The following is a 16,851-nucleotide window of genomic DNA, read 5'->3' as shown; positions in this document are numbered from 1 at the left end:
TAACAGAACCTGACCGGTTGTCGAGAGCTACACCGGCTGACCAAACACCTCACCGATAATCTCCTCAATCGGTGGTTCGGCAATATTCACATCGGCCACCGGCAGTTCTGCCAACAGGCGAGCACCGATGCGAGTCGTCTCGTGACGGGCCACCTTTAACTCTACTTCCAACCCATCGATCCGCTGCACCTCACCATACTGAGCCAACATCTCAACCGCAACTGGCTCACTCAAGACCAGGTGAATCATTTTGTGCGGGGCCATCTGCTCTACCATACTCTGGAGATTACCATCGTAGAGCAAACGTCCGTGGTTGATCACAATCACCCGCCGGCAGAGTGCCGTCACATCGGCCATGTAGTGACTGGTCAACAGCACCGTCGCGCCATAGCGCCGGTTATACTCGGCAACAAACTCACGCACGCGCGCCTGCATCGTTACATCAAGGCCAATCGTCGGCTCATCGAGGAAGAGCACTTTTGGGCGATGGAGCAGGGCAGCGGCCAATTCACACTTCATCCGCTCACCCAAACTCAACTTACGTACCTGCTTATTGAGCAAATCACCCAGCTCAAGCAGGTCGATCAACTCGTTCAATGTACGGCGATATTCGGCGAGTGGCACCTCAAAAATGACTCGATTCACTTCAAAGGTCTCGATGGCCGGCAGATCCCACAGCAACTGCTGTTTTTGCCCCATCACCAACTTAATCTGTTTTAGAAACGCCGTCTGCCGGGCAAACGGCGTGAACCCGAGCACACGAACTTCACCGGCCGTCGGATGGAGCAAGCCGGCCAACACTTTGAGCGTCGTTGTCTTACCGGCTCCATTCGGGCCGAGAAAACCGACCATTTCACCGGCAGCAATGGTGAAATCGATCCCATCGACCGCTTTCACCGTCTCGTAGTGACGGCTCACAAATGCACGGAGCGACCCGAGCAGTCCGGCCTCTTTGCGATGGACTTGGTAGTATTTGCGCAGGCCGCGAACTTCAATTGACATACTTCATCCCCTCGCTGCACAGGATGAATCACAGCAAGCACCGGCAAGCGACTTCCCCCACAGGAGTGAAGCAATCTCACCACCCCCGTATCACCGCCAAAAAGCGCTCGGCGACCCGCATCCAGTCAAAGCGAGCAACATATTCTCGCCCAAACGCACCGTAGCGCTGCCGACGCACCGGATCGGCCAGAAGGGTAGCTAACGCATCGACCAGTGCCGCAACATCACCGGGCGATACCAACAGCCCGGCCTCGCCGTGCGGTACGACTTCGGGAATCGCAGCGGCAGTCGTAGCGACTACCGGGAGACCGGCTGCCATCGCTTCCAGAAAGACGATCCCAAAACCCTCTTGCACGCTAGGTAGACAAAAGAGGTCGGCCCGATAGTACCACGCTTTCACTTCATCATCGTTAGGTACTGCACCGAGCAAATGACAGGCCGCACCAAGACCCAACGTAGTGGTCAACGTGCGCAAACGATGATGTTCAGGGCCATCGCCGATAATCACTAGTTCAGCCGCCGGAAAGCGTTGCCGCACTTGCGCAAAGGCTCGGATCAGATCGGCGATGTGTTTGCGTGGGTACTGACGAGCAACGCAGAGAATCGTCTGTCCGGGTGTGCGCATTGGTGGCGCTGGCCACGATACAAGATCGATCCCTTCCGGCACGAGACGGATCCGCTCGGTCGGTACACCGTAGTGACGGTGGACACTCTGGCGGCAATAATCGCTCGTCGTAATCACTAACGGCGCACGACGCGCATTGATCCGTTCAAGACGTGAAAGGAGCCACAGCAAGCGACGAACATTACCATGCTCATGTTGGAGCTCTTCGGCAATCACGCCTTTGATACTACACACATACGGCGTTGTGGTGCGCCCGGCCACGAGCACACCATCAATATCTACCCCGACAATGAGATCGTATGACAATGTACGCAACAACGCCGGAACGTACAGATTAAACAACAGCCGACGGAGGGTAAGATTAGACGGCCAAGCCACCGGCGGCGCAATCCGAGCCACATGATGACCATGGGCGCGTAAGGCACGACCAAGCCCCCCAATCGCGGCAGCAGTCCCACTACCTTCCGCCACTTGTTGCAACCACGAATCGAGAAATGCAATGCGCATGAGGTCTCCGAGTATACCAGCGACACCATTATCTATCATAATCGAAAGCGATGAAGTTGTTTGATATAATACGACTATCACATCGTCGCAGTAACGCTGCGTGTTGTCAGGTCACAACTCTATGCCAGCTAAATTTGCCGCTCTCATGCGGGCCGCATGGGCCGATGCACTCGCCTATCGCGCCCAACTGTTCATCTGGGTAGTTACCGGTATGCTACCGCTGATTATGTTAGCAGTCTGGCGTACCATAGCCGGTGATGGCGTCATCGGTGGCTACACGAGTGATGATTTCGTCGCCTACTTTGTCAGTGCGCTCTGTATTCGTCAATTGACCGGGGTCTGGATTATTTGGGATATGGAACGCGACATTCGTTTGGGTGAGTTATCGCCCCACCTACTACGACCCATTCATCCGCTGTGGCGATATTTGGCGATGGCGCTAGCCGATAAACCTCTCCGGTTGGCGATGGTAGCACCGATTGCCCTGATCGCATCACTCATTGCACCTGGCGCAATTCCCCAACCTGATTTCCTCAGTTGGGCCATCTTGCCCCTCGCGATTGTACTGGCCTTCGCGGTCTATTTTCTTAACCAGTGCTGCATTGGCGCCCTCAGTTTTTGGTGGACGCAGGTACTGGCACTGCAGGACTTTTGGTTCGGTTTGTATGCGTTTAGCAGCGGTTACCTCGTTCCGCTCGATCTACTACCATCGCCGGTAACGGCCGTGCTGGTATGGCTACCCTTCCGCGCCATGCTGTCGTTTCCACTCGAACTCCTGCTAGGTCGACTCGATCCACCGGCGATTGCAGTAGGTCTGGGGCATCAGATCGGCTGGGCCGTGCTATTGGGCCTGCTCTTGCGCTGGTTGTGGACGAATGGGGTATATCGCTACAGCGCGGTAGGCGCATAGATCAGCGTTACACCCACGCTCCCTGACCATGGCGCGAGGGAATGTGATCAGTCAGAAGGATGGAGAGGAACTATTTGACGTACCATACACTTCACGCTACCATGTATGATGCGATATATAAAGCGCTGAAGAGGACGAGTAACCGGCTTCCGGCCACAGGGAGGGCGCGTCGCGACTGAGAGCGCGTCTGGCAATGGGCCCGGTGAAAACCCCCTCTGAGCGGCTCCCAGAACGCCACCCACCGGCCAGTAAGGGAGCACGGGTTCGCCCGTTATCGCGACCAATGAGGCGTCACGCCGTGTATTGGCGTGGCGTGAACACAGGGTGGAACCACGAAGCGGCTCTTCGTCCCGGTGCGGACGGAGAGCTTTTGAGTTAGTGGCCCAGATGACGCTCACGCAAAGGCGCGGAGGGCGCAAGGGCCGCAGAGGAGGTTTCCCCTCGCCCACTGTCGGGAGCGGGGTTGGGGGTGAGGGTAACAACAACCGAGGACGAGGTGTGAAAAGAACGAGAGGGAGAGGCCATCAGTTGCCGGTAAGATACCGCGAATCGAGCGGGTGCTTTGGTCAGTTAGCCCGTCTTAGTATGGGGCTATTGGTCATTGCCGGGCTTACCCTGTTACTGACCCGTCCCCAACTCAGTGCAGCTATCGGCCATCGTATTGCCGATCTGTTGGTACCGTCGCGTGAAACTGCCGTCGCACCGGTACCCGGCCTGATCGCAGCCCTACCCAACGGTACGATCACCGTAAGCGAAGCCGCTATCAACGGCTATCTCAACGAGATCGAGGCAACGTTGCCGGTCGAATCGGTCAATGTCCGACTAATCTCCGACCGCGTGATTGCAAGCATCCATGCGTATGGGGTGACCAGCGTCGTCAGTAGTGGTATCGCGGTTCAGGATGGTAAATTGGTCATGATCAATCCGCAGCTCGAAGGGCCACTGGCGGCTCTGCTCTCGGTGCGAGAGCTGACCGCGGTGCTCAATGAACGACTGAATGCCGAATTTGTTCGACAAGGGCGCCAGATTGTCGCCGTCCACGTTGATAACGGGACGTTAACTATCGTAACCAGATAACAGGAGATGCTTCTATGCCGGCCGATCCAAAAAGTGATCCCTATTACCGTCTCCGCCACTCGTTGGCGCACGTGATGGCGCAAGCCGTTCTTGAAATCTTTCCCGATGCCAAAATCGCCATCGGGCCACCAATTGAAAACGGCTTCTATTACGACTTCGACCTGCCGCGTCCGCTGACCCCTGAAGATCTGACCGAGATCGAAAAGCGGATGAAGCGGATCATTGCCGGTAATCATCCGTTTATCTATCGTGAAGTCACTGCCGAAGAGGCCCGCCAAATCTTTGCCAACCAGCCCTACAAACTCGAATTGATTGAAGGTCTAGCAAAGGGACTTGACGAATACGGTGAGACACATCACGGCGACACCGTCATCTCAACCTACCGTCAAGATACGTTCGAGGATCTGTGTCGCGGTCCACACCTCAACCATACCGGCGAGATCAATCCTGAAGCCTTTAAGCTCATGAGCATCGCCGGGGCATACTGGCGCGGTGATGAGAAAAATCGCCAATTGCAGCGTATTTACGGTACCGGTTGGAATACCAAAGAAGAGCTAGAAGCGTATCTGCATCGTTTGGAAGAGGCCCGCCGACGTGACCATCGCCGTCTCGGGAAAGAGCTGGGGCTGTTCTTCTTCTCAGACGACATTGGTCCCGGATTGCCGATCTTTAGCCCGAAGGGTGAGATTATCCGCTACGAAATGGAACAATTTGTGCGTGAGGTGCAAACACGCTACGGGTATCAGCACGTATGGACAGGGAATGTCGTCAAGGAGCAGCTCTATCGGAAGTCGGGGCACTACGATAACTATCGCGATAGCATGTTCCCACCAATGGTTGAGAGCGAAGACCTCATCTTCCGCCTCAAGCCGATGAACTGTCCGAGCCATATGACGCTCTACAACCAGCTCGGCGTGATCAGTTATCGCGATCTGCCGCTGCGATTTGCCGAGTTTGCGACACTCTACCGCTACGAAGACAGCGGCGCATTGAGCGGGTTGACGCGCGTGCGGGCATTGACCCAAGACGATTGCCACATTTTCTGCCGCCCCGATCAGATTCAAGAGGAGTTTAGCCTTGCCCTGCAAGTGATCCGCGAGGTGCTGGGAACGTACAAGTTTACCGATTATAAGGTGCGCTTGTCGTTGCGCGGCAGGGAGGGCAAGTATGTGCAAGATGATGAGAAGTGGGAACTGGCGACGGCTGCCTTGCGTGCTGCACTTGAAGCTAACGGTGTTGAGTATTTTGAGGCCGAAGGCGAAGCAGCGTTCTATGGCCCCAAAGCCGATTTTCTGGCCCGTGATGTGTTGGGGCGCGAATGGCAGTTGAGCACTATTCAGGTCGACTTCATCCAACCGGCACGCTTGGGCTGCGAATATATCGGCGAGGACGACAAACCACACACACCGGTCGTCTTGCACCGTGCCGTCACCGGGACAACCGAGCGGTTTATGGGTATCCTTATCGAGCATTACGCCGGTGCATTTCCGCTCTGGCTCGCCCCGGTGCAAGCGGTGATCATTCCAATTACCGACAAGCAAATGGAGTATGCGCGCAAGGTACGCCAACGCCTGTTTGCCGCCGGCTTGCGCGTCGAACTCGACGAGAACCGTGATCGGATGCAAGGTAAGATCCGGCGAGCACAGTTGCAGAAGATACCGTATATGCTTATAATCGGCGCCAGAGAGGAATCTGCTAATGCAGTTGCTGTGCGCACCCGCGCCGGTGAAGACCTTGGCGCGATGCCGGTCGAAGCATTTTTGGCGCGCGCCCTTGAAGAAATCCGCACCCGCAGTTGAGGAGTCGCCTGATGACAGTTGAGCAAGATGCTATTGCCGAGATAGCGCGCCGGTTTGCCGAGTCCATCCACGCCGAACGTACTGCAACCATCGAAGCACTGGCTGCTGAGCGTGAAGCTGCCCAACGCCTGTTGGCTGCTCTTCGCCGTGAGCACGAACGCCAAACCGCATCGGCCGCCGGTGCATTCGTCGCCGGATTGCTGCTCGGGGCGGCCTTAGGTGTGGTTGCCGTTGCTTTGCTGAACCCACGTTCAGGCCCTGATCTGCGTCAGACTCTTGCAGCACGGGCTGGATTGACACGCCAGTCGTTTGCCGAACGATTGCGAGCTGCCATTGCCGCCGGTCAGCGCGCGGCTGCCGAACGTGAGCAAGAGTTATGGCGTGAGTATCGTAAACGACTCAGCGAGCCATCGTCACTAGATCAATCTTCATGATGGTTGACAACCATCGTATTGCGTGATCGGATGCGGATGGTGTAGCATGAGCGTATCATGCAGCTATTCCGTTTTTCGTGGGACACACCAGTGCCTGTCTGTGCCCCTTTGCTACACGTGCCTACATTCCACAGACCCACCCAGTACGGTCACGGTCATGATAGAGAAAGCTTATGGACGCCGAAATTATTGCCATCGGTTCCGAACTGCTGCTCGGTGTAACAATTGACACCAACAGCGCTTATATCGCACGTCAATTGGCGGCTGCCGGCGTGAACGTTTATCGCAAGACGGTGGTTGGCGACAATACAGAACGCATTACTGCCGCTATCCGTGAGGCGTTAGGTCGTGCCGATCTCGTGATCTGCACCGGTGGTCTAGGTCCCACCCTTGATGATGTGACGCGCGAAGCAGTCGCTGCCGCGTTCGACCGTCCACTTGAGTTTCATCAAGAATTGCTCGACCAGATAGCTGCTCGCTTCGCAGCGATGAACCGCCCGATGAGTGAAAGTAATCGTCGCCAAGCCTACGTACCGGCCGGTGCCCGTATCATCACCAATCCGCATGGCACCGCTCCAGCGTTCTTAGTTGAAGATGAACGCGGCACCGTCATCGTACTACCCGGCGTCCCGAGTGAGATGCGCTATCTGTTCGAGACGGAGGTGATCCCCTACCTACGTCATGAACGCGGGATCACAACCGTTATCCTCGTCCGTACCCTTCACGCCGTCGGCCTTGGCGAGAGTGTGATCGGCGAGCGGATCGCCGATCTTATGCAACAAGCGAACCCGACCGTTGGCATTTCGGCGAAACGGGCACGGTATGAGTTACGTATTGGTGCTCGTGCCGAAAGTCACGCTGAGGCTGAAGCATTAATTGCTCAAACCGAAGCGATCATCCGCGAGCGCCTCGGTTCGTACCTGCTTGGCGAGGAGGAATTACCGGTTGTCGTGGCCCAATTACTCCGTCAGCGCAAGCTGACCCTGGCGCTCTACGAGGGAATGATCCAAGCGCCGGTATTGCAGGCGCTCTTAGCTACCCCCGACATCGCAGCGCAACTGCGTGGGGTCGAAATTCATCCGCTTGACCGACCGGCTGATGAGCAAGCTGCCTCCGATCTCGCCGCCGCCGGCGCGTCTTCGGTCGCCGATCGTTGGCAAAGCGATCTCGGCCTAGGGGTGCAACCGGCGACATTTCCAAACGAACAAGGCTTTACGGCCGTTGCCTTTGCTTTAATCACGCCAACCGGTGAACGACGGTTGACCCGGCCCTTCGATCTGCGCTCATCTGAAGGCCGTGAGTTTGCCGGGACAGCGGCACTCGATCTCTTACGCCGCTATCTGGCCGAGGAGTCGGAGTAGTGTTCACACCGCCACCACCTCCGACAACCCTACCCGCTGCAGTAGCCGTAGTGTGCCGTGATCCAACGTGGTGGCAGAAATGTCTGCTCCACGGTGCATTGGCTACCACCATTATCGGTTTGCCGCTGGCAGTAGGCTTCATTATGGAGAGCTATGACAATTCGCGACGTGGCTTTCCCATCCCCCTTCCACCGTGGCGCGATTGGACTCTCCGTGCCCTCACCGGAATTTTTGCTCTCCTCATCGATCTCGCATTCTTTCTTCTTCCTTTGATGATCGGTGGTCTGCTGCTCGCCTGTAGCGGATTAACATTGGTCTTAGCCGGTCAAACCGATCTGCTCGAGGTAGTAATGCGTGGCATCCTCACAGTAATGGCGTTGGTTTGGCTGAGCTTCTTTCTGATCGGAGTAGCACCGATTGGCCGGCTTATCTTTGCCGAGGAGGGACAGATAGAGCGAGCTTTAAGTAGTGAAACGTTACGACGCGCATTTACCCCACCGTACCGGACCTACTTCTGGCATGCCCGCTTAGCCAGCCTCGCTGCGTATGTACCGGCCGCGGCTATGGCCGGACTAACCGGTATCCTGATTGCCAATAACGCCCCCCTCCTTGTGATTGTAGTAGCCATTTGGCTGTTGTGTAGCGTTGGCATCTTTGCCCAACTTGTCGGCGTACAACTCTACGTAGCGGCGGAACAGCAGGCACGTGCCACCCAACATCTCTAGCTGGTTTCGGGTAGAGCCGTTGATGCAGTAATGCTCAGGTAAACCAAATCTCATGCTAACGTCTGTGCTGAGGACTGCCAAGCCGTTCAGGAGCTTCTCAGCTACAGCGATGGCTTCAGAGCGCGATACTTAGCTCGTCACCACTGTCCCCAGTTCTCTTGCATGTATCACCCACTTCTTATGGTACAGTTGATGCAATAACGCTCTTACCCAACCTGTTGTACGACATCTCAGTCTAAACCAAGGCTTCTGCTTACTACACACAACTTGCTCAACCACTTGCAAATTGCAACGTCCTAAAGGGATGTCGCCCGTCGTTATCACCATCGGAGGATTTCATTGTGAACGATACCGCATCATCTCCCACGCTCCTGACCACCCAACCGCCACGCGACGTCTATGTTTGTAGCGATGGTTTTAATCGGCAGCTTATGTCAACCCGCAAGAATCCTACATCGGAGGAGTGATATGAACCTTACCCACGCCTTTAGCTTTGTCTTTGACGACCCCGACTGGTGGAAGCTCATTCTCGTTATCGGTCTCTTGCAATGTATACCGATCATCGGTCAGATCGCATTGCTCGGGTGTATTCTACTCACCGCACGCGCCGTCGCACAAGGTAATCCGCAACCGCTGCCGCGGCTCAACCAACTCGGTGCTGTGCTCAGCGATGGAGTCTACGGTCTACTCATTGCAATTGTCTACTACCTACCCATTTTGGCAATAGTGTGTATCTTAAGCTGTATCCTAGTCGCCACTATTGTCTCATCTGGCAACAACGAGCCTCAGTTTGGTATCATCTTCAGCCTGATGTTCTGCCTAAACCTCCTCCTTATCCCACTTATCCTCATTATCCAGCCACTGCTCATCATCGGCAGTGGTCGCTACATCCAAACCGGATCGGTGACGGCGGCCCTGCAGTTGGGCGAAGTCGTCGCGTTGTTACGGCGCAACCCGGCCGAGTGGCTGGTACTATGGCTGCTCTCGATAGTGTGTAATTTCGTGGGTGGACTAGGCAGTATTATTTTTATCGTTGGATCCCTGTTTACTACCGTCTATGCCGCACTGGTCTTTGGTCATTTACTTGGTCAGACCGTTCGCCAAGTCGCGTCATCACCATCTCAGCAATAACGAGGAGGACATAATGGCACTTCGCAATCTCATTCAGCCACGAGAACTCCTCTACCCTTCAAATCTACTCACCGTTAGCCGCTTACTGCTCTTACCGGCAACGATCTACTACATGCAACGCACCGATCGGCGCAAGCGGGCATTGCTGTTGTTGGCAATCACCATGATCACCGATGCGCTCGATGGCCCGATTGCTCGCCGGCGTGGAGAGGTCTCGAAGCTTGGTCAGATACTCGATCCAATTGCCGACAAGGCCCTGATCGATTCGGCGGCGGTGATGCTCTCGCGCACCCACGGCTTTCCGTGGTGGGCTACCGGCTTGCTAATCTTTCGCGATGTAGGAATTTTACTGGCCGGACTTATCGTTTTGCGGCGCAAGGCACAAATCACGACTGCCGAGAGCAGTGGTAAACTAACGACCCTCGCAATGACAATTGCTGCATTACTCTATCTTGCCGGTGGCCCACGTTGGGGGAAGCCGGCGCTTTATGCAGCGCTCGTTCCGTTCAGCGTATCGTTTGTGCAATATGGCTGGCGGTTTATCCAGATTATGCGCGATGATCACACGGATGCGGCATAGCGCAATCGACGCACTATGCCGGCAGGTCGTCCGTTACTGCGCCACTTTATCGGCAAACAGTTTCCGAAACTTCGCTACCTTGGGCGCAACCACAAACTGACAATAGGGCTGATACGGGTTCCGCGCAAAGTACTCTTGGTGATAGTCCTCGGCGGGGTAGAAAGTCGTAGCCGGTACGATCTCGGTCACTATCGGATCACGAAACACGCGCTGCTCGGTCAATTCACGTACCAGCTGCTCAGCAATCTGACGTTGCTCTTCCGAATGGTAGAAAATTGCCGAACGGTATTGCGTACCAACATCAGCACCTTGCCGATTAAGCGTCGTTGGATCGTGAATGCTAAAGAAGATTTCCAACAGCTCACGGTAACTGATCTGTTCGGGATCAAACTGTATCTGAACCGCCTCGGCGTGACCGGTGTTACCGTCACAAACCCGTTGATAGCTTGGATTGGGCACATGCCCACCGGTATAGCCGGAGACAACATCCTTAACACCGATCACCTGATCGTAGACTGCTTCGAGGCACCAAAAACAACCACCGGCCAGTGTTGCGGTTTCGAGAGGCATGCAATCGCTCCTTCTGAGTCTGTGCGGCACCAATCTTACGGAACATTGCGCCGTTCCTAGTCGATAGTTCACTAGTAGTGTACATCAATTCGTTCAAATACACAGGCTCCACGCACAAAAGTGCAACCACATCGGACATACTACCCACCCTACTACAATGGATTATAGCGATTCATCGCTGCCATCAACCCCTCACTTAGAACCACCTCGACCGCATCGGCCACCCGCGCCAATACCTCAGGCAAAACTTCCTCCTCTTCCGGGGTAAACCGGCTCAACACATAATCGGCTACATCCATCTGACCCGATGGCTGACCAATCCCAATCCGTAGGCGTGGAAACTCAGTGGTGCCAAGCTGTCCGACTATCGACCGCATCCCGTTGTGTGTGCCAGCACTCCCTCGTTCACGCAAGCGGAGTTTGGCAAACGGTAAATCAAGGTCATCATAGATGACCAAAAGTTCACGCGCAGGATCGATCTTATACCATTGACGCAACGCGGTGACCGCTTGCCCACTGAGATTCATATAGGTCTGTGGCTTAACCAACGCCACCCGTTGCCCACGAATAATTCCTTCAGCAATCTCGCTCTTGGCCCTCTGGTTGCGAAACACTAGCCCGTGTCGCTCGGCCAGTGTCTCAACACTGCGGAAGCCAATATTGTGTCGGGTACGCGCGTAACGCTCACCCGGATTACCTAAGCCGACTATTAACCACATTGTGTCGTCCTTGTATGGGTATTACATCATTTGCTACTTTGCGTTACCTCTCCGCGCCTTTGCGTTATTGCTGCGCCATGGTAGAAGCGCCTACGTCGCCCGTCAAGCAGCTTGACGAAATACCGTTTCCGGCCAACATGTCTACAATAATCTTGAGCGACAAGGACACCCTATGACCGGCACAACCCTCTCACTACCGTTGCCCACGCTTGCCGAGCAATTTTTACTCCGCCGCGACATAACCTTCCTCAACCATGGCAGCTTTGGTGCTTGTCCACGCCCGGTATTTACCGTCTATCAAGCATGGCAACGCCAGCTCGAAGCCCAACCGGTCGCGTTTCTCGGTCGTGAATTATCGGCACGGCTCCACAACGCCCGCACCCGCCTGGCTGCCTTCGTCGGCGCATCGGCAGATGAACTCGTCTTCGTCCCCAACGTGACATATGCCTTGAACATTGTTGCCCGCTCGATTGACCTGCAACCGGGTGATGAAGTCTTGGGCACGACCCACGAGTACGGCGCGATTGAGCGCACCTGGCGGTATGTATGCCGCCAACGAGGCGCAACCTATGTCAACCAACCGCTTAAGCTACCGGTAGCGACACCTACCGAGATCATCGACCAGCTTTGGAGCGGGGTTACCCCTCGCACCCGCGTCATCTTGCTCAGCCACATCACATCGCCAACCGCACTAATCATGCCGGTGGCCGAGATTTGCCGGCGTGCCCGCGCTGCCGGGATCATCACGGTGATTGATGGCGCCCATGCACCCGGCCAGATCGATCTAAATCTTACTGAGTTGGGGGCTGATTTTTACGGTGCGAATTGCCACAAGTGGCTGTGTGCACCCAAAGGAGCCGGTTTTCTCTATGTCCGTCCCGAACACCAAACCCGCTTAGAACCGTTGGTCGTTAGCTGGGGCTGGCAACCACCAGAACCACTGCAAGGCAGCTTTCTCGCCTACCCGACAGGCCGCTCATTACAAGCCTACTACGAATGGATGGGCACCGACGATCCATCGGCTTTTCTCAGCGTCCCTGCTGCCATTGATTTTCAACAGACACATCAATGGCCGGCAATCCGCAGCGCTTGTCACGCCTTGTTACGTGAGGCATCAGCACCGATCCTGGAACTCAGCGGTCTACCGCCACTTTCTCCCGCCGATGAACAATGGTGGGGACAGATGCGGGCACTACCGTTGCCACCGTGCGATCCGGCACAGGTACAGGCTCGGCTCTGGCACGAATGGCGGGTAGAAGTACCATGTTTCATGTGGGAAGGACAACCGCTCATTCGTGTCTCGGTACAGGCGTACAATTCACCGACAGATATTGACCGGCTCCTCAGCGGGCTACGAGCGATTATAGCATAACGAGCGAACATATGATCGAACTCGACCGTGTCAGCTATACTTACCCCGGTGCTCCTACTCCCGTTTTTCGCCAACTGAGCCTCCAGATTGCGCCGGGCGAGTTTCTCCTGATCTGCGGACCGAGCGGAGCCGGTAAAAGTACGTTGCTCCGTCTCTTCAACGGTCTCATCCCACACTTCTACGGCGGTACATTCGGGGGGAGTGTCCGAGTGTGGGGCCGCGACACGTTAACCTACCAACCCCGCGATCTAGCCGACGTAATCGGCTTTGTCGTCCAAGACCCCGAAAGTCAGTTTGTCGTCGAGCGGGTAGAAGACGAAATCGTTTTCGCCATGGAAAACTTGGGCATCCCCGCGCCGGTTATGCGCCGGCGAGTCGAAGAGGTACTCGATCAACTAGCGATAGCCCACTTACGGCATCGTCACGTGGCAACCCTAAGCGGCGGCGAACAGCAGCGCGTCGCCATTGCCGCAGCACTAGCCGCCCAGCCGCGAACATTGGTCCTCGACGAACCAACCAGCCAACTCGATCCACATGGAGCAGAAGAGGTCCTAACCGCGTTGCAAAAACTGAACGCCGATCTCGGCATTACCATCATTTTATGCGAGCATCGGCTGGAACGAGTCGTACAATACGCCGACCGCATTCTCTATCTTACACCGAATGGTCAATACGAAGTAGGCACACCGCGTGAGGTACTATCCCGCATTGAACTACGTCCACCGCTACAACATCTCGGCACAGCATTAGGCTGGGAACCACTCCCATTAACGATTAAAGAAGGGCGAAGATTTGTTCCCACCAATCTACCGGCGCCACCACCTACCCCTCCCGTACCGCCACCTGCTCCACCGCTTGCCCGCCTACGCAACGTCACCGTCCAATATGGTCAGCACGAAGCGCTCTATCGCATAAACCTCGATCTGCCATACGGTACACTTATCGCGCTCATGGGACGGAACGGCAGTGGCAAAAGCACCTTACTCAAAACCCTCATCGGGCTAGTCCGTCCAACCGAAGGCAAAATCGAGCTAGAAGGGCGTGACATTGCTCCGATTGCCGTTGAGGAACTCGCCCGCACGGTCGCATACGTTCCGCAAGATCCGCATAGCATCCTCTTCCACGACACCCTCCACGAGGAGCTAGCGTTTAGCCTCCGCGGTCGCGGCTTACCACCTTCACCAACGCTGATCGACACCACACTGCGCAAATTCGGCATTGCCCATCTCGCCACCCACTATCCGCGCAATCTCAGCGGTGGCGAAGCGCAGCGTGCCGCCTTAGCGACGGCGCTAGTCGGGGAACCACGTTTGATCTTGCTCGATGAACCGACCCGCGGTTTGGATTATCAAGCCAAAACCACCCTCATAACCCTATTGCGCCGGTTATGTAGCGAGGGTCGCACCGTCGTGATAGCAACTCACGATGTTGAGATGGCTGCCGCCTGCGCCGACCGGGTTATCTTGCTCGGTGAAGGTGAGGTAGTAGTCGAAGGGCCGGCTACCGAATTGCTCGGCAACAGCCTGATCTTCTCATCACAGGTTGCCAAGCTCTTTCCCGGCTACGGCTGGCTAACAGTAGCCCAAGCCTTGGCCGGCCTCGGCAAAACAGGTTAACCTCCCCATGCCCTTCTCCTGCGTGCAGGAGAAGGGCTGGAGACAAAGTTACTCCGCTGTCTGCATTATCCGGCGGCAGCAATGCCCTGAATCCCGCCTTCGGTCATCTTATGCACATCGAGCAGTTGATCAACCTGTTCGGCGGTGAGCAACCCCTTCTCAACGACTACCTCTTTAATCGTCTTACCGGTAGCCATCGCCTCTTTCGCCACCGCCGCGCCGTTCAGGTAGCCGATCACCGGATTGAGTGCCGTCACCAGGATCGCATTCTTGGCCAACCAGCCCGCCGCCTTCTCACGGTTGGCGGTGATACCGACCACACACTTAGTCGTAAAGGCATTGATCGCACCGATAAGCACATGCATCATTTCAAACAGATTGTGGGCAATAATCGGCATCATCACATTCAGCTCAAGCTGACCGGCTTGCGCAGCCAACGCCACCGTCAAATCACAACCTTGCACGTGGTAGCAAGCCATATTCAGCATCTCGGCCAACACCGGGTTAACCTTCCCCGGCATAATCGACGAACCCGGCTGCACAGCGGGCAAGCGGATCTCATCGAGGCCGGTGGCCGGGCCAGAGGAGAGCAGGCGGATATCATTAGCAATCCGACCCAGGGTAATACAAAGTGTACGCAGGCTCGCCGAGAAATCGGCCGGATCAGCCATACTCTGCATCGACTCAAACAAATTCCCTGACGACCGCAACTCTTGACCGGTCAGCTCACTCAGTTTTGCCACCATCCGCGCATGGTATTCCGGGTGAGCATTCAGCCCAGTACCGGTCGCCGTCCCACCGATACCAATCCGACGCAACCGGTCGGCTGCCGTCGCGATCCGCTCCATATCGTTGCGCACTGCCTTCGCATACGCACCAAACTCTTGACCAAGCCGCACCGGTACTGCATCTTGCAAGTGGGTCCGTCCCGATTTCACCACATCATCGAACTCAACTGCCTTCTGTTCAAGCGCAGTAGCCAGATTATCGATGGCAGTCAGCAATTCGTTCAGCCGCCACAAACAACCAAGCCGGATCGCCGTCGGAATAGTATCGTTGGTCGATTGCGCCATATTCACATGGTCGTTCGGGCTAACCGGCTTCTTCGGATCGTCGAGACTATAACCCAAAATCTGGTTAGCCCGGTTGGCCAACACCTCATTGACGTTCATGTTGTGTGAGGTACCAGCGCCGGCCTGAAACGGATCAACCACAAACTGATCGGCGTGCTGACCAGCCAACACCTCTTCGGCAGCTTGGATAATGGCGTTCGCGATCTGCGGATCGAGTAAACCAAGATCGCGGTTAACCTCGGCAGCAGCCCGTTTGATCATCGTTTGCGCCCAAACAAAGGCGGGATAGGGCCGCATCCCACTCACCGGGAAGTTCAACACAGCCCGTTGCGTCTGCGCGCCATACAGAGCCTCAGCCGGCACCTGCATCTCGCCCAACGAATCACGTTCAATGCGGTAGCGCTCTGTCATGTATTTCGCTCCTTTCAACCCACCAAAGACTCTCATCATCCCCACGATGCATGATGATAGAGTGTGTTACATTCGCGATTGTATCATAGCCACACCAAACCCAAAGCGTATTCCCTCACACGGGGGCGCACCGTTGTGCGTCCCTACGCTGTACGCTCTTTGCGTCCTCTCCGGCCTCTGCGCCTTTGCGTTAAAAAACACCTTACAACCCAACACTCCCTGCTTCGCACCGATCAAGCAGTATGCTATAATCAAACCAAACCACGGCCCTGCTTGATGCGATTTATGTCTATATAACAATAAAAAACAACACTTCAGATCAACCCACCAAAGACACTCATCATCCCCACGATGCATGATGATAGAGTGTGTTACATTCGCGATTGTATCATAGCCACACCAAACCCAAAGCGTATTCCCTCACACGGGGGCGCACCGTTGTGCGTCCCTACGCTGTACGCTCTTTGCGTCCTCTCCGGCCTCTGCGCCTTTGCGTTAAAAAACACCTTACAACCCAACACTCCCTGCTTCGCACCGATCAAGCAGTATGCTATAATCAAACCAAACCACGGCCCTGCTTGATGCGATTTATGTCTATATAACAATAAAAAACAACACTTCAGATCAACCCACCAAAGACACTCATCCCCCCACGATGCATGATAGAGTCGCGATTGTATCATAGCCACACCAAACCCAAGGCGTATTCCCTCACACGGGGGCGCACCGTTGTGCGTCCCTACGCTGTACGCTCTTTGCGTCCTCTCCGGCCTCTGCGCCTTTGCGTTAAAAAACACCTTACAACCCAACACTCCCTGCTTCGCACCGATCAAGCAGTATGCTATAATCAAACCAAACCACGGCCCTGCTTGATGCGATTTATGTCTATATAACAATAAAAAACAACACTTCAGATCAACCCACCAAAGACACTCATCC

The 16,851-nt window shown here is 55.4% G+C and carries 15 protein-coding genes; 10 read left to right on the top strand and 5 right to left on the bottom strand.

Translation table 11 applies throughout. The features are described 5' to 3' along the window. Window positions 1–27 precede the first annotated feature (27 nt). A complete protein-coding gene (locus ACP5OT_RS07560) occupies window positions 28–1,002 on the bottom strand; it encodes an ABC transporter ATP-binding protein (protein WP_428131794.1) in 975 nt (324 codons plus the stop codon). A gap of 76 nt (window positions 1,003–1,078) precedes the next feature. Next, window positions 1,079–2,134 carry a glycosyltransferase family 4 protein gene (locus tag ACP5OT_RS07555; protein ID WP_428131792.1) on the bottom strand — a complete coding sequence of 352 codons (1,056 nt, stop codon included), beginning with the start codon at window positions 2,132–2,134 and terminating at the stop codon, window positions 1,079–1,081. Window positions 2,135–2,255: 121 nt separating this feature from the next. On the opposite strand from ACP5OT_RS07555, the gene ACP5OT_RS07550 reads away from it, so the two are divergent. The 8 genes from ACP5OT_RS07550 (at window position 2,256) to ACP5OT_RS07515 (ending at window position 10,151) form a co-directional block, all read left to right on the top strand. Next, the gene (locus ACP5OT_RS07550) at window positions 2,256–3,044 is read left to right on the top strand and encodes an ABC transporter permease (RefSeq protein WP_424674877.1); all 789 of its coding nucleotides are present in this window, start codon (window positions 2,256–2,258) and stop codon (window positions 3,042–3,044) included. 528 nt (window positions 3,045–3,572) lie between these two features. Next, on the top strand, window positions 3,573–4,121 hold the full coding sequence (locus ACP5OT_RS07545; RefSeq protein ID WP_424674878.1) for a hypothetical protein: 549 nt from the start codon (window positions 3,573–3,575) through the stop codon (window positions 4,119–4,121). A 14-nt stretch (window positions 4,122–4,135) separates the two neighbouring features. Then, window positions 4,136–5,920, top strand: coding sequence for a threonine--tRNA ligase (gene thrS, locus ACP5OT_RS07540; protein WP_424674879.1), 1,785 nt, complete (start codon window positions 4,136–4,138; stop codon window positions 5,918–5,920). Window positions 5,921–5,931: 11 nt separating this feature from the next. Beyond that, window positions 5,932–6,354, top strand: coding sequence for a hypothetical protein (locus ACP5OT_RS07535; RefSeq protein ID WP_428112246.1), 423 nt, complete (start codon window positions 5,932–5,934; stop codon window positions 6,352–6,354). A gap of 173 nt (window positions 6,355–6,527) precedes the next feature. Beyond that, the gene (locus tag ACP5OT_RS07530; protein ID WP_424674881.1) at window positions 6,528–7,715 is read left to right on the top strand and encodes a competence/damage-inducible protein A; all 1,188 of its coding nucleotides are present in this window, start codon (window positions 6,528–6,530) and stop codon (window positions 7,713–7,715) included. Then, window positions 7,715–8,440, top strand: a complete 726-nt coding sequence (locus tag ACP5OT_RS07525) for a DUF4013 domain-containing protein (protein ID WP_424674882.1) — start codon at window positions 7,715–7,717, stop codon at window positions 8,438–8,440. The genes ACP5OT_RS07530 and ACP5OT_RS07525 overlap by 1 nt, the downstream gene beginning before the upstream one ends. Window positions 8,441–8,908: 468 nt before the next feature. Next, window positions 8,909–9,571 (top strand): DUF4013 domain-containing protein, encoded by a 663-nt coding sequence (locus ACP5OT_RS07520; RefSeq protein ID WP_424674883.1) that lies wholly within the window; start codon window positions 8,909–8,911, stop codon window positions 9,569–9,571. 13 nt (window positions 9,572–9,584) lie between these two features. Next, the gene (locus ACP5OT_RS07515) at window positions 9,585–10,151 is read left to right on the top strand and encodes a CDP-alcohol phosphatidyltransferase family protein (RefSeq protein WP_424674884.1); all 567 of its coding nucleotides are present in this window, start codon (window positions 9,585–9,587) and stop codon (window positions 10,149–10,151) included. Between the two features lie 33 nt (window positions 10,152–10,184). Here the strand turns inward: ACP5OT_RS07515 and msrA are convergent, their stop codons facing one another. Next, the gene (gene msrA / locus ACP5OT_RS07510; RefSeq protein ID WP_424674885.1) at window positions 10,185–10,721 is read right to left on the bottom strand and encodes a peptide-methionine (S)-S-oxide reductase MsrA; all 537 of its coding nucleotides are present in this window, start codon (window positions 10,719–10,721) and stop codon (window positions 10,185–10,187) included. A gap of 152 nt (window positions 10,722–10,873) precedes the next feature. Next, entirely contained in the window at window positions 10,874–11,440 is a 567-nt protein-coding gene (pth, locus tag ACP5OT_RS07505) for an aminoacyl-tRNA hydrolase (protein ID WP_424674886.1), read from the bottom strand. Window positions 11,441–11,612: 172 nt separating this feature from the next. Between pth and ACP5OT_RS07500 the strand changes: the two genes are divergently transcribed. Both ACP5OT_RS07500 and ACP5OT_RS07495 read left to right on the top strand, forming a co-directional pair. Next, entirely contained in the window at window positions 11,613–12,812 is a 1,200-nt protein-coding gene (locus ACP5OT_RS07500; RefSeq protein WP_428112248.1) for an aminotransferase class V-fold PLP-dependent enzyme, read from the top strand. A gap of 11 nt (window positions 12,813–12,823) precedes the next feature. Then, window positions 12,824–14,428 carry an ABC transporter ATP-binding protein gene (locus ACP5OT_RS07495; protein ID WP_424674888.1) on the top strand — a complete coding sequence of 535 codons (1,605 nt, stop codon included), beginning with the start codon at window positions 12,824–12,826 and terminating at the stop codon, window positions 14,426–14,428. A gap of 65 nt (window positions 14,429–14,493) precedes the next feature. On the opposite strand, the gene ACP5OT_RS07490 is transcribed toward ACP5OT_RS07495, so the two are convergent. Beyond that, on the bottom strand, window positions 14,494–15,912 hold the full coding sequence (locus ACP5OT_RS07490; protein ID WP_424674889.1) for an aspartate ammonia-lyase: 1,419 nt from the start codon (window positions 15,910–15,912) through the stop codon (window positions 14,494–14,496). Window positions 15,913–16,851: the final 939 nt, after the last annotated feature.

Origin of the sequence: Chloroflexus sp. (genome assembly GCF_049970315.1) — a bacterium.
GTDB lineage: Bacteria > Chloroflexota > Chloroflexia > Chloroflexales > Chloroflexaceae > Chloroflexus.
The sequence above is the reverse complement of the archived record's forward strand: the minus strand, read 5'-3'. Positions and strand labels throughout refer to the sequence as shown.